The organism is Hydrogenophaga sp. 70-12, from assembly GCF_001897365.1.
Taxonomy (GTDB): domain Bacteria; phylum Pseudomonadota; class Gammaproteobacteria; order Burkholderiales; family Burkholderiaceae_C; genus Hydrogenophaga; species Hydrogenophaga borbori.
The window spans coordinates 26,040-39,343 of record NZ_MKSS01000426.1; the positions used below are offsets into that span (position 1 = coordinate 26,040).

At 65.9% G+C, this 13,304-nt stretch carries 12 protein-coding genes; 7 read left to right on the forward strand and 5 right to left on the reverse strand.

Annotated elements, in window-relative coordinates:
• Window positions 1–7: 7 nt before the first annotated feature.
• Genes BGO22_RS22225 through BGO22_RS22235 form a run of 3 tightly spaced genes read left to right on the forward strand, consistent with a single transcriptional unit; the run spans window position 8 to window position 3,520 of the window.
• Window positions 8–1,609, forward strand: a complete 1,602-nt coding sequence (locus BGO22_RS22225; protein WP_070400761.1) for an AMP-binding protein — start codon at window positions 8–10, stop codon at window positions 1,607–1,609.
• A 15-nt stretch (window positions 1,610–1,624) separates the two neighbouring features.
• On the forward strand, window positions 1,625–2,458 hold the full coding sequence (locus tag BGO22_RS22230; protein WP_070400760.1) for an SDR family NAD(P)-dependent oxidoreductase: 834 nt from the start codon (window positions 1,625–1,627) through the stop codon (window positions 2,456–2,458).
• A 9-nt stretch (window positions 2,459–2,467) separates the two neighbouring features.
• Window positions 2,468–3,520 (forward strand): MBL fold metallo-hydrolase, encoded by a 1,053-nt coding sequence (locus BGO22_RS22235; protein WP_070400759.1) that lies wholly within the window; start codon window positions 2,468–2,470, stop codon window positions 3,518–3,520.
• Between the two features lie 442 nt (window positions 3,521–3,962).
• Here the strand turns inward: BGO22_RS22235 and BGO22_RS22240 are convergent, their stop codons facing one another.
• The 4 genes from BGO22_RS22240 to BGO22_RS22255 form a co-directional block, all read right to left on the reverse strand.
• A complete protein-coding gene (locus BGO22_RS22240) occupies window positions 3,963–5,969 on the reverse strand; it encodes an autotransporter-associated beta strand repeat-containing protein (protein WP_070400758.1) in 2,007 nt (668 codons plus the stop codon).
• Between the two features lie 209 nt (window positions 5,970–6,178).
• On the reverse strand, window positions 6,179–6,313 hold the full coding sequence (locus BGO22_RS22245) for a hypothetical protein (RefSeq protein ID WP_416186991.1): 135 nt from the start codon (window positions 6,311–6,313) through the stop codon (window positions 6,179–6,181).
• A gap of 374 nt (window positions 6,314–6,687) precedes the next feature.
• Window positions 6,688–7,626: a diacylglycerol kinase catalytic domain-containing protein gene (locus BGO22_RS22250; RefSeq protein WP_070400757.1), complete on the reverse strand. Its 939-nt coding sequence runs from the start codon at window positions 7,624–7,626 to the stop codon at window positions 6,688–6,690.
• Entirely contained in the window at window positions 7,623–8,675 is a 1,053-nt protein-coding gene (locus tag BGO22_RS22255) for an SPFH domain-containing protein (protein ID WP_070400756.1), read from the reverse strand. Before BGO22_RS22255 ends, BGO22_RS22250 begins: the two co-directional genes overlap by 4 nt.
• 75 nt (window positions 8,676–8,750) lie before the next feature.
• Between BGO22_RS22255 and BGO22_RS22260 the strand changes: the two genes are divergently transcribed.
• The 3 genes from BGO22_RS22260 to BGO22_RS22270 all read left to right on the forward strand — a co-directional run bounded on the left by BGO22_RS22260 (window position 8,751) and on the right by BGO22_RS22270 (window position 12,332).
• The gene (locus tag BGO22_RS22260; RefSeq protein WP_070400755.1) at window positions 8,751–9,494 is read left to right on the forward strand and encodes an NUDIX hydrolase; all 744 of its coding nucleotides are present in this window, start codon (window positions 8,751–8,753) and stop codon (window positions 9,492–9,494) included.
• Between the two features lie 5 nt (window positions 9,495–9,499).
• Window positions 9,500–10,318, forward strand: a complete 819-nt coding sequence (locus BGO22_RS22265; RefSeq protein ID WP_070400754.1) for a cysteine hydrolase family protein — start codon at window positions 9,500–9,502, stop codon at window positions 10,316–10,318.
• A gap of 199 nt (window positions 10,319–10,517) precedes the next feature.
• On the forward strand, window positions 10,518–12,332 hold the full coding sequence (locus tag BGO22_RS22270) for an AAA family ATPase (RefSeq protein ID WP_147326205.1): 1,815 nt from the start codon (window positions 10,518–10,520) through the stop codon (window positions 12,330–12,332).
• Window positions 12,333–12,425: 93 nt separating this feature from the next.
• Here the strand turns inward: BGO22_RS22270 and BGO22_RS22275 are convergent, their stop codons facing one another.
• Entirely contained in the window at window positions 12,426–12,659 is a 234-nt protein-coding gene (locus tag BGO22_RS22275; RefSeq protein ID WP_147326204.1) for a hypothetical protein, read from the reverse strand.
• Window positions 12,660–12,919: 260 nt separating this feature from the next.
• Between BGO22_RS22275 and BGO22_RS22425 the strand changes: the two genes are divergently transcribed.
• Window positions 12,920–13,246: a helix-turn-helix domain-containing protein gene (locus BGO22_RS22425; RefSeq protein ID WP_181936463.1), complete on the forward strand. Its 327-nt coding sequence runs from the start codon at window positions 12,920–12,922 to the stop codon at window positions 13,244–13,246.
• Window positions 13,247–13,304: the final 58 nt, after the last annotated feature.

Sequence of the window (13,304 nt, forward strand, 5' to 3'; positions counted from 1 at the left end):
GAGACCCATGTACAGCCGTATCCACGAACCCCACGCATGCACGCTGACCGATGCCCTGCGCGAATGGGCCACCAGCCACCCTGGCGCGCCCTGGCTGGAGGACAGCCGGGGCAGCACCCTCACTGCGGAGCAGGCCTTCGCGAGCAGCCAGCGGTTTGCCGGCTTCCTACACCAACTGGGCGTGCAGCCTGAGGAGCGCGTCGGCGTCTTCATGTTCAACAGCTGCGCCATGGTGGCGACCACGTTCGGCATCGGCTACCTGCGGGCCACAGCGGTGATGCTCAACACCGAGCTGCGCTCCTCATTCCTTCGTCACCAGTTGAACGACTGCCAACTGGCCACCATAGTGGTGGACGCATCGCTGGTCGAACACATCGCCATCCTGGCGGAGGAACTGCCCCACCTGCGCACCCTGATCGTGGTGGGCGATGCGCCCGCCGCCGTGCCCGAGCACTTGCGCCAGGTGGCCTGGACGGACAGCAACGCCTGCGCGCCTTGGGAGGGCCCCGCGCCGAGGCCCGAGGACATCTTCTGCATCATGTACACCTCCGGCACCACCGGGCCGAGCAAGGGCGTGCTGATGCCGCACTGCCACTGCGCACTGCTTGGGCTGGGGTCGATACGCAGCCTGGAAATCACCGAAACCGACAAGTACTACATCTGCCTGCCCCTGTTCCATGCCAACGGCCTGTTCCTGCAACTGGGGGCCACGGTGCTGGCGGGCATCCCGGCCTTCCTGAAGCAGCGCTTCAGCGCCAGCACTTGGCTGGCCGACATCCGGGAATCCGGTGCCACGCTGACCAACCACCTCGGCACCACAGCCATGTTCGTCATCAATCAGCCGCCCACGGAGCAGGACCGCAACCACCGCTTGCGCGCCAGCCTGAGCGCACCCAACCCCGCCCAGCACGAAGCCGTGTTCCGCGAGCGCTTCGGCGTGAAGGACGTCCTGTCCGGGTTCGGCATGACCGAGGTCGGCATTCCCATCTGGGGACGCATCGGGCAGCCGGCGCCGAACGCGGCCGGCTGGGCGCACGAGGACCGATTCGAGATCTGCATCGCCGACCCAGAGACCGACGTACCCGTGCCGGTCGGGCAGGTGGGCGAAATCCTGGTGCGGCCCAAGGTGCCCTTCGGCTTCATGGCGGGCTACTTGAACGTCCCGGCGAAAACGGTCGAGGCATGGCGCAACCTCTGGTTTCACACGGGCGACGCCGGCACGCGGGACGCGCAGGGGCTCATTACCTTCGTGGACCGCATCAAGGACTGCATTCGCCGACGTGGCGAGAACATCTCGGCCACAGAAGTCGAGGCCGTGGTGGGCCAGTTGCCGGGTATCCACGAAGTGGCGGCCTACGCCGTTCCGGCGCAGGGCGCGGGCGGGGAGGATGAGGTGATGCTGGCCCTGGTGCCCCGCGAAGGCGCGGTGCTGGACATGGCGGACATCGTCCGCCAGGCCAGCGCTCAGCTGCCGCGCTTTGCCAAGCCGCGTTACTTGCGCCAGATGGACAGCTTGCCGAAGACGGCGACCGGAAAGATCCAGCGCGCCGTCCTGCGCCAGCAAGGCAGCGTTGACGCCTACGACGCCGAGGCGGCAACCGCCCGGTAAACACAGAAGCACACCATGTCGGAAAAATTGCGGGGCAAGGTGGCCGTGGTCACCGGATCGGGCCGGGGCATCGGCCGGGCGATGGCCCTCAAGCTCGCGAGCGAAGGCGCCCGGCTCGTCCTCAACGACCTCGACAACGAGCCCGCCATGGCCGTGCGCGAGGAAATCATCGCGCTGGGCGGCGAGGCGGTGGCCTGCTGCGGCAGCGTGGCGGACGCAGATTTCGCGGACCGGCTGATCGGCACGGCCACCAGCGCGTTCGGCGGGCTGGACATTCTTGTGAACAACGCAGGCTACACCTGGGACAACGTCATCCAGAAGATGACCGACGAGCAATGGCACGCGATGATCGACGTGCACCTGACCGCGCCGTTCCGCATTCTGCGGGCGGCGCAGCCGGTGATCCGGGCGCTGAGCCGGACCGACGCCGAGGCCGGCCGCCGCGTGGTGCGCAAGGTGGTCAACATCTCCTCGGTCGCGGGTGTCTTCGGCAACGTGGGGCAGGTCAACTACTCTGCCGCCAAGGCCGGCATCGTGGGCCTGACCATGACGCTGGCCAAGGAGTGGGGTCGCCTGAACACCACGGTCAACTGCGTGGCCTACGGCCTCATCGGGACCCGCATGACCGAGGCCACCACCGATGCCGGCGCCGCCATCCAGGTCGATGGACGCGCGATCAAGGTGGGCGTGAACCCGGACCTGATGGCCATGCTTGAGCGCAGCATCCCGCTGGGCCGGGCCGGCACGCCCGAGGAGGCCGCCGGCGCGGCCTACCTGTTCTGCATTCCTGAGTCTGACTACGTGAGCGGCCAGACCCTGCTGTGCACGGGCGGGCTCACCGGCATCTGACCTTGCACCATGACGAAGCCCGACACTGCTGCGCTGACCTACCCGTTCGAGCCGCCCGCGCCGCGCCACACGGTCGAACTCGCCCCCGGCGTGCGCTGGATCCGCCTGTCGATGCCATTCCGGCTCGACCACATCAACGTCTGGACCATCGACACGCGCGATGGCTGGGTGCTGGTGGACACCGGCCTGAACGATCCCGCCACCGTGGCCGACTGGTTGGCCCTCATGGCGCAGGGTCCGCTGGCGCGCCCCCTGCAGGGGGTGTACGCCACGCACATGCACCCCGACCACATCGGATTGGCCGGCTGGTTCACGCGCCGTGCAGGCATACCATTGCACATGAGCCGGCTGGAATACCTGAGTTGCCGCGTGATGCATGCCGACACGAATCGCGAGGCGCCGCCCGACGGCGTGCTGTTCCACCGCCGCGCCGGCTGGTCGGAAGCGGCCATCGAAGGCTACCGCAGCCGCTTTGGCAGCTTCGGCAAGCACATCCACGCGCTACCCGAGAGCTTCCGGCGCCTGCAGGATTGCGATCTGGTGCCATTGGGCCCGCACGACTGGCGGGTCATCACCACCGGCGGCCATTCGCCGGAGCATGCCTGCCTGTACTGCCACAACCTGAATTTGCTGATCGCGGGCGACCAAGTGCTGCCGCGAATCTCGTCGAACGTATCGGTGTTCGCCACCGAACCTCAGGCCAATCCGCTCAAGGAGTGGTACGAGTCGCTGGACAAGCTGGCGCGGGAGGTGCCCGCCGATGTGCTGGTGTTGCCCTCCCACAACGAGCCCTTCTACGGGCTGCACCAACGCCTGGACTCGCTCAGGGCCAGCCAGGACCAGGCGCTGGAGCGGCTGCGCCAATCGCTATGCAACGGGCCGCAACGGATCGTGGACGTGTTCCCCGCCCTCTTTCACCGCGCCATAGGGGCGCAGGATGGACAGCAACTGAGTCTCGCCACGGGCGAGGCCGTGGCTTGCATGAACTACCTCATCGCGGAAAGCGCCGTGGAATGCGCCGTGAGTGGAGACGGCGTCGCATGGTATGCACTGAAGTCGTGAAGGTCGCGCTACTCTCCAATCTCAGGCTAGCAATCATGATGTCAACGAGTGCGCGACTTCGATACTCCATGCGCCACATCGCTCCGGGCAGCATGGCGAGGATTTCGCACGGACGATAGGTCTGTTCGATTGGCTGAATCTGGGCAGCCACCGCGCGAGGCCGGTCGGCAGATGCGAAGGTTCCGATCAAGGGGTCCTTTTGATTTCAGTGCAAAAAGTGACGTATAACTCTCCAGTACTGACGCGGGGGGGTGGTCGGTAAGTCATTGATTGTTCGAACATTGCTGTTCACTTCGCCGCAGCGAATCGTTTTCGGCCCCCAAATCGTCGAGGAGCGCGGCCATGCAAGGCTTGCAAACGTCTTACCTGTGCCTGCGCGACATCGCGTGCGAACTCAGCGAGTTCGAGTTGCAGGCGTTTTTCAGCTGCAGTGCACCGAGCACTAGTTGCTGGCGCGATGGCGCAGCGGCAGCCTCAAGCTGGGCTTGGCACTGCAGATCGGCTTCGCGCTCATGAGCGGCCGGTCCTTGAACAGTGTGCGGGTCGTGCCCCCAAAATTGCTGCGCCACCTTGACCACGAACTGGGGCTGATGGTGCGCTCCGCGCTGATGATGCGCGCCCAGGTCTGACGCTCGGCGCCGCGGGCGATGCCATCGCCGATGCGCTGGTGCCAGTTGCCCAGCATCACGGCGTTCCCCAGGCGCAGTTGCTCGGGCAGCGCGGCGAACAGCGGCACCTCCACGCGGTAGGCGGGCGTGGCGGCATCGGCCGCCAGCGCGCTGGAGCGCAGGAACCAGTTCTCCCCCGCGCCGTTGGCGTCCGCCGCGTACAGGCGGTACTCGTAGGCGCCTGCGTCGACGTGATCACCCGCGAGCCGGAAGGCGTCTCGGGTGGTCTGGGCCGTGGTGGTGGCGCCGTTGATGGCGCTGATGACCTCGATGCCGTCGCCCGTGGTCAACGCGCCCAGGCCGCCGAGGTTGGTGACCTGCACGGTGGTGGTGCCGCTGGCGCTGGCACCGGCGCCATCGAGCACCAGGCGGTCGCTGACGCTGCTGCTGTCGCCCAAGGCGGTGCCGATCCTCAGCAGCGCGTTGTGGCCCACGTAGGCGCCGCTCACCGTCAGCCGGCTGCCCGGCGCGGCGCCCAGCAGCGCGACGGTGCCCGCGTTGTCCAGGCTGGCCACGGTCTGGTCCAGGCCCGCCGTGTCGAGCGTGGCGCCGGCCGCCACCGTGTGCGCGGAGGCCGCGCTGAAGGCGTTGGCCACGCCGGCGCGCAAGGTGCCGGCGGTGATGGTGGTGGCGCCCGCGTAGGTGCTGAGACCGGACATCGTCAGCGCCCCCAGGCCGAGCTTGTTGAAGCTGGCCGCGCCGGTGAAGGCGGTGCCGATGCCCACCGCATGGTTGTTCGTGTCGAGCCACACGCCCTCAGCGCCCCCGGCCAGTGTGGTGAAGCCGCGCAGAAAGTCCGACTCGTCCCAGGTCACCCGCAGGATGCCGCCGTTGAGGTCGAGCGTGGCGGCGCCGTCGCCCCGGATCACCACGTCGGTTTCAAGTACGCCGCGCGCGAGCGCATTGCCGTTGAGGTGCAGCGTGCCGGTGGAGCCGGCCTGAACGGCGATGCGGGCCAGTGACGTTCGCACCGTGCCGCTGTCTTCGATGGTCAGTTCGCCGGTGCCCTCGTAGCCGACGTTCAGTTGCGCGGAGAAATCGAAGCTCGACGCGCGCCCACTGACGGCGTCTTGCCCCGACACCGTGGCCGTGCCGTTGCCGCCCACCTGGTAACCGATGTAGGCGGTGTGGCCCGTGATCGCACCGCCGTCTTCAACGAACAAGTCACCAGGGTCCAGAAAACCCACATACAGGTTGTTGCCGAGTTCCCAGGTCGAGACGCGGCCATTGCCGTCGCTGCCCCTGACCGTGACCGTACCGCTGGAAACGCCCGGGCCCACGCCGGTGGTGCCGCCGATGGCGCCCTGGACACTGCGCACCAGGCCTCCGTTCTCGATGAGCAGCGAGCCCGCGCCGGCATTGCCCACGGTGAGGGTAACGGCATTGATCCAGGTCGAGCGGTTGCCATGGACGTCAACGCCCGAGACGGTGGCCGATGCCGTGCCGCCGCCCGAGGCGATGTTGCCGAACGCGTTGCTCACCAGGCCGCCATTCAGGATGGAGAGGGACGCCGTGCCGCCCGCGCCGACGGCCAGATCGCCCGGCATGGTCCAACTCGACACGCTGCCGCTGGCATCGCTGCCCGTGACGGTGACAGTGCCGTCGCCCCCGGTGTAGCCGAGCGCGCCGGTCGCGCTGCTCGCCGTGGCGCCGCCCTGGATGGTCAAGGTGCCCACGCCGCCGGTGTCGCCGACATAGATCTCGCCACCCGGCACGTCCCAGGTCGGCGTCGAGACAGGGGCCGGATTCACGTCACCGATGGCCGTGATCGATTGCGCCATGGGGCGCCCAGGGTCGCGCAGACCAGGGCCAGCACCGCCGTCGACAGGCGCGAGCGCCGGTGGCGCAAGGATCCATCGCGACGCTGCCCCCGCACCGGGTGGCACACGGCATCGTTTGTCTTCCTTGTCATGACAGCTCTTGCCTCCCTAAGGTCAGTCAGCGCGGACAGGTGCCAGCGCTACTGTAATGGAAGCAGCGCGTGTCAGCCTCAGTGGCGCCGCGCGCCGTCGCGATAGGCCTGCGGCGTGACGGCGTGCTGGCGCGCGAACGCGCGCTGCAGCGCGTCCACCGAACGGAAACCGCTGCGGCTGGCGATGCGGTCCTGCGTCCAGTGCGTCTGCACCAGCAACTGCGCCGGCGTGTGGCACAGCTCAGCCGCGAAGGCGCGAGCAAGGCGCCGGAGACGACATTGATGCCATTGGAGTCCAGAAACAGGTTACCGGCCTCGAGGGTGAAGGCACGAGGCGCAATGAAGTAGATCAGCGGCGCGCCGGGCGTTGGCGCGCGCGCCCACTGACAAGCGCCAACAAATCTCGCCGAGTCCGAATACCTGGGTGCTGCAAAGCTCGGTATCTGCAGCGTCACTTCTAGGCCACGATGATGCGGCTTGGCTTGAGGCAGCCGCACGGCAATGCGCCTCGATTCCCCCGATGAGGGCCCATCTCTGCCCCACTAGACAAGACCCTCATTTGCTCAACACCGATACCCAAACACTGCTCAAAGCACCAGTTTGCCGGTCGTCCTCGAGGGCTCAATCCTCGCCTCCATCCCCGCAGTGAATTGCAAGTGGTCGGCCTCCATGCCGTCCGAGAAGATGACCCCGTTGTCCGGCATGCGCGAGCGCACCCGCAGCGGCGCGCCCGCCAGCACCCGCCCGTGCACCAGCGTGGCCTGAGAGGTGCGCGTGGGGAACGGCTCGCGCACCGCGAACACCAGGGCCCGCTCCTCCCAGGGCATGGGCTGGTAGTCCTCGTCGTCGGTGCTGGCGCCCAGGCTGCGCGCGATCGCGAGCGACCCGGTGACGATGCTTTTGAGCCAGGCGGTGGAGCCCAGGCCGGTGGAGACGATCAACCCCGAGGAGGACTGGAACTCGGTGGTCGACCCGTGCGACAGCTCGTACAGCGCCGAGGTGTGGCTGCGCGGACCGACGAACAGGTCGTTCACCGCGCGCAGCACCTGGCCGTCGCTCAGTCGTGCCTCGGCCATGGTCACCGTGCGGGTGTCGCGCCGGTCCGCCGCCACGCCCGGCAGGATGGCGGCGAGATCGGCCGGCTGGAACGGCAGCAGCACGCCGTCCCAGCGCGAGGGCTCGGGGTTGAGCCCCACCAGCGGCTGGCCCTCGAGGTACTTCATGGTGTTGGCCACCAGGCCGTCCTGGCCCAGGGCCACCACGATGTCGCTCGGCGCGAAGACGAAGTTGGCCAGCAGCGAACGGTCGACGATCTGGTAGCGCCCCCAGGCCTGCAGGGCCTGCACCGTCACCCGCAGGCTGGCCGCGTAGGCCTCGTTCTCCTTGAGGTAGTCCGAGAAGTCGGCCCCCAGGTGCTCCACATAGAACCTCGCCTGCCCGAGCGTGTTGTGGCGCGCGATGAGGGTATCGAGCCGCGTGCGCCGCGTCACCAGCACCACCCGCCGATCGCTGGCGGCGGTGGTCACGCCGACCTCCGCGTGACCGCCGACGCCGCGGCCCCACCGCCCGCGCCCAACAGGGAGTTGAGCAACTCGGGCGACAGGTTGAGCTGCCCGATTCGCTCGGCCCGCTCGGCGATGCCGCCGAAGGCCTGGGCGATGAGCTGGCCCGGCTGCATGCCCACGGCCGCCAGCGCCTGCACCACCCGGGGGTCGGCCTTCTCCAGCGCGTCCATCACGGCGCGCACCTTGTGCGCCTGGGCCTCGGCCGCCTGGCGCGTGTTCTCGGCTTCGCTGGCCACGAAGGCCTTGCGCTGGTTCTCCAGCTCGATGTCGGCGCCCATCTGCTCGGCGCGCAACTCGTTCTGGCGCCGCATGGCCGCGGCCCGGGCCTCCATCTGTGTCTCCTGGATCTCGCGCTTCTTCACCTCCACCGCGATCTCGGTGTCCAGCTCGTTCTGGCGGATGGCCCGCTCGTTCTGCACGCCGGCCATGCGCCGCTGCGAGATGGCGTCGTCGGCCGCCTTGAGATTGGCCTCCCGCGCCTCGGCCTCCAGCGCGCGGGCGATGTCGGGCGTGGGCTTGATCGCCACCACCGCCACCCCCAGGATCTCCAGCCCCAGCGCCTGCACCTCGGGCTGGCGGCCCAGTTGCTCCTGAACGGCGCGCGCGACCTCGGCCGTGGCCTTGAGCGCGTTGCGCAGCGACAGGCCCTGGATCACCTGTTGCACGATGGCGCGCACCTGCATCACCACCCGGTCCTGCAGGCGCTCCGGGTCCTCCGAGGCGTAGGTGGTGCCGTCGGGCTCGAGCGAGAAGTCCATCAACTTGTAGATGCGGCCCGGGTCGCCCACCCGGTAGGTGAGCTCGCCCTGCACCGTCACGCCCTGGAAGTCGCTGGTCACCAGGTCCAGCATGAAGCCGGCGTCGCGGCTGGCGATCGGCACCGCGACCAGGGAAGTGGTGGGTGCGTAGTAGAAGAAGGACAGCCCGGCCCCTTCGCGCACGAGCTTGCCGCCGCGGAACTGCATGAGGTGGGTGGTGGGCTGCGACTTGATGAAGCGGATGCCAAGCATTTGGGGCTCCTTATTGAGTTGTACTGTACAACTCTTATGGGTTGTATAGTACAACTCAAACCGGAGATGTCAAGCATGGCCAGCCAACGATCCCCTTCTCGCGTTGCGGCACCCGACTTCGAGCGACCGCTGGTCACCGTCGACGTCGTGATCTTCACGGTGCTCGACGAGCAGTTGAAGGTGCTGCTGGTGCGCCGCCCGGAGGCAGCCACCGATCCATTCCCGGGCCGCCTGGCCCTGCCGGGCGGATTCGTCAACGTGGACCTGGACGCCAGCCTGGCCGACTGTGCGCTGCGCAAGCTGGGCGAGAAGACCGGGTTCAGCGCGCCCTACCTGGAACAACTGGGCAGTTGGGGCAGTGCGACGCGCGACCCCCGCGGGTGGTGCACCACCCATGTCTACTTCGCCCTGGTCCCACCGCCCGCCGACAGCGAGGAGATGGCGTCGGCGGCGTCGGAGTGGATCGAGGTCAACGCGGCCCTGCGCAAGCGCCTGGCCTTCGACCACGCGGAGATCCTGGCCGCGGCGGTGGAGCGCCTGCGCGGCAAGGTGGAGTACACCTCGCTGCCGGCCTTCCTGCTGGAGGAGCCCTTCACGCTGCCGCAGTTGCAGCGCACCTACGAGATCGTGCTCGGCCGCCCCATGGACAAGAGCGCGTTTCGCAAGCGCATGCTCGATGCGCAGTTCCTGCTCGAGGCGGGTTCGATCGCGGGCGACGCGGGGCGTGCGGCCATGGGCTATCGCATCCTCGACCGCGAGCGCGCCGCGGTCTTTCCGCGCACCTTCCGATCGGTCGAATCGCCTGCCAGCAAGGAGTGACTGCCATGCGCACCCAACTGCTCATCATCGATCCCCAGAACGACTTCTGCGACATCGAGGGCGCCGCCCTGCCGGTGGCCGGCGCCAACGAAGACCTCAAGCGCCTGGCCGGCCTCATTGACTCGAACGCAAGCCGCATCGGCGGCATCACGGTCACGCTGGACTCGCACGCCAGCGTGGCGGTCGAGCGCACCACCTTCTGGCTCGGCCCGGACGGACAGCCCGTGGCGCCGTTCAGCTTCATCACCGCGGACGATGTGCGAGCCGGCTCCTACCGGCCGCGCGACGCCCGCCTGACCGAACAGGTGATCGGCATGCTCGAGCAACTGGCCGCGGCCGGCAAGGCGGGCATGGTGGTCTGGCCGGTGCACTGCGTCACCGGCACCTGGGGCCACAACATCCAGGGCGATCTGGCGCGCAGCCTCGCGGCCTGGGAAATGGCGCACCAGCGCGCCGTCACCAAGGTGCTCAAGGGTGAATACCCACTGAGCGAGCACTTCGGTGTGTTCGAGGCCGACGCGCCCGTGGCCTCGGTGCCGGCCACGCAGTTCAACACCACGCTGGCCACCGCACTGGCCGACGGTGCCGAGGTGATCGCGATCGCGGGCCAGGCCTCGAGCCACTGCGTGGCGGCCAGCTACGACCAGTTCATGCGGTTCCTGGGCAGGAGGACGCCCGCGGCCACGCCCCGGGTGGTCCTGCTTCGCGACTGCATGAGCCCGGTGCCCGGATTCGAATCACTCGCCGACGACCTGTTCGACCGGGCGCGCGCGGCAGGCACCGAGGTGATGACGGTCGATGAATTCGCCCGCAGCCTCGTCTGAGGTGGGCAAAAGAACGGAGCGACAACAAGTGTCTCGCGCTCTAAGAATTTGCGGCATATCCGAAGTCGTGTACGGAGTATCCGATAGCGCAAATTCGTCGTCCGCTCGCGTTCGTCGGCCACTTCGAACTCGAAGCTTGCTTCGCGATGCAACGTGACGTAGCCTGACTTCGTGGGCGCTTTGTCCCACGACTCGGGGGTTGCTCTCCGAACGTCCTGCAACACCGCAGGACCTGCACCGCAACCGTTCCACCTTTTTGGAGGCGAACATGGTTGCAGATGCCAAGGAGCGCACCGACGCTCGACCCACTTCTTCACTCATTGGCGGACGAGGCTTCCGCCACCCGTTGCTGCTCATCGCAACGGACACGAACAACGCACCTCGGCGATTCGGCGCGTTTCGACGCCTGATCAGACGAGCGCTCTCATCCCCTGTGGAGAGCCCCAGGCGTTCAGAACTTGCCATCAGGGTCCTCGAAGAGCTCGAGGCCCTTGAGCTCGATGATGACAGCGTTCGGAATTTTCGCAACGAGTGGCTGCACGAGATGGGCCGAAACACGCGAAACGCCTATCTGCTTGAGGCGTTCGCCATGGTCCAGTTGGCCATGAGTGATCTGGCGCTCGCTCATGGTGCATGGCAAGTGGCGCCGACGTCGCTGGGCAACTATGGGCTGCCCAGGCTTGTGCTCGCAGAGACGGCTTCGGCGAGTGCGCCGCCCAAACTTCTGGTTCCCGCATCGGTAGCTGAAACACTCCTCAAGTGCATCGACTTGGCGATGGAGGCTGAGCGGGACGCAAAGCTTTCGACTTGGTCCACGCGAGACTGTTTGGCGGTCATCCGTGCCATTGCGGTCCTATCGGTCAACGACACGCAGCACTTTCCGTTGCGCGCAGAAGCGGCTCGCAAGCAGTTCTTCGAGAGTGTGGGCATGGGGCTTTGGATTGCGTTGACCAAGCACCTGCGCCAACGACGGGATGCCATGGAATGTGCGACTTTATGGAATGGTCGACTGCAGCAGATCGTCGCGCTGAACGTCTTTGGAGGTGACCAAATCGCTGCAATGGCCTCCACAGCGCAAGGCGCGTTTTCGACCATCGATGGAAGCGCCGACGCCACGCAAACAGCGCATGTGCTTCGGGTGGTTCACGGACCGATCAATCCCGGCAACTGCAAGGAAGACAGGGAGGTCATCAAGCAGTACGAGCCATTGCTGGGTTACCTGCCAGTGGCGCACATGCCGCCACTACATCACGTCGAAGAGATCCTGATCGCCATGAGGGCCGAGTTCCCCTGGGCGGACGCGGCTATCGACGAACTGGGGGTCTTGCTGCAATCCCGTTGCTTGTTCGGCGTGCAACAACTGCAGCTACCTCCTGTGCTCGTGGTTGGGTTCCCGGGGTCCGGCAAGACACGATTTGTACGTCGCATCGCGGAACTACTCAAGCTGCCGTTCTTGCCGCTGGGAATTGGTGGCATGCATGACAGCAAACCGATTACCGGAACGCCGAGGGGTTGGGCCTCTGGCGAACCGTCGCCACTCTTGAATCTGATGTTGCGGCACCAGAGCGCGAGCGGCCTTGTGTTGCTCGATGAACTGGACAAAGTGACAAGTCGTACGAGCAATAGCGCGCCCATCACGTCTGTGCTTTTGGGTCTCCTCGAATCGGAGTCAGCCAAGCGCTGGCACGACACGTTCCTTCAGACGACCTGCGACATGACTCGGCTGAGTTTCTGGGCCACGGCGAACGGGCTTGGCAACATTCCGCGACCACTGCTTTCGAGGTTCATCATCGTGTACATGCCTGAGCCTCGGCGGGAGCACATGCCCGTTCTGGCGCGAGGTGTGGTGGAAGACATCAGAATTGAATGGGGTCTCCCAGCAGGCGTACTTCCTATACCACCAAGCTCGGTCTATTCGAATGCGAGGCTCAATGCCAGGGAGGTTCGGCGCATGGTTACGCGGTTTCTGTATGAGTGGGGACAGGAGCATCGGCGGCCAGAGAGGCTGCATTGAAGCGCCGACTTCGCCATCCTAGACCTAGTGCCCAACCGTGAACGGCATATTCAGAGGCGTCGAATGGCGGCTGAACGCACTGAGATGCTGTCTTCAGAGTAGAACGTACGCGGCAAAATGGAATTCACTTCGACGTACGCCTGCATGCTGCATGGCCTCCATACGCAACGGAAGCTGCCGCAACCACTCTTGCGGCCAGTGCTTGGCATCTCCTTCAATCCCAACCATGGTGGTACGACGTCCTCGATCAATCTGACAGTTCAGTATGGTGAGAAGAACTCGTTCGTTGTTCTCACCTTTGGTGAACGGTGAGAAGAACTCGTTCATTGTTCTCACCGCTGGTGAAAGGTGAGAAGAAGGAGTTCACCTATTGCCATGTCAACTTCTTGATCTCAACCAGCGACCTGGTCACATACTTTCCGAGCCGTCAAACACAGAAGTTCCGATCAAGGCGCGAGGTCCCACACATGAGAATGGCTCTTGAGCCGAACCATCTCGGATGTCCGTCGCCGGACCATCCGCCAGTTCGCGGCGGAGCCAGTAACCGGACCGGAAAGGTGTCTCAGCCACCTAGCAGCTTTGGCGAAATGCTGTACCGGCTGCGTACCACTAGACGTTTTAGCCAAGCGAGTATGGCTTCTCTGCTTGGTCTCTCCACGAGCTACTACAGTGAGCTCGAAAACTCAAAGCGATTGGCCACCCCAAGTCGCGTCACAAGCATTGCCTCGTACCTGGAATTAAGCGACGACGATCGGCAGATGCTGGTTAGCCTAGCCATTCAGGACATGTACTCCGGAAATCCCCTTCCTCCGAGAGTGAGCGCCTGCATTCTCACCCTTAGATCAAGATCCAACCAGCTACCGGATGATGTCCTGGATCGTGTGATGTCCCTTTTGCAGGAGGAAACCATGTGAAATCAAGCAGACAGATCCCGCTCTGGGGACCTGTCTACCTGAAGCCTCGGAGAAGTCC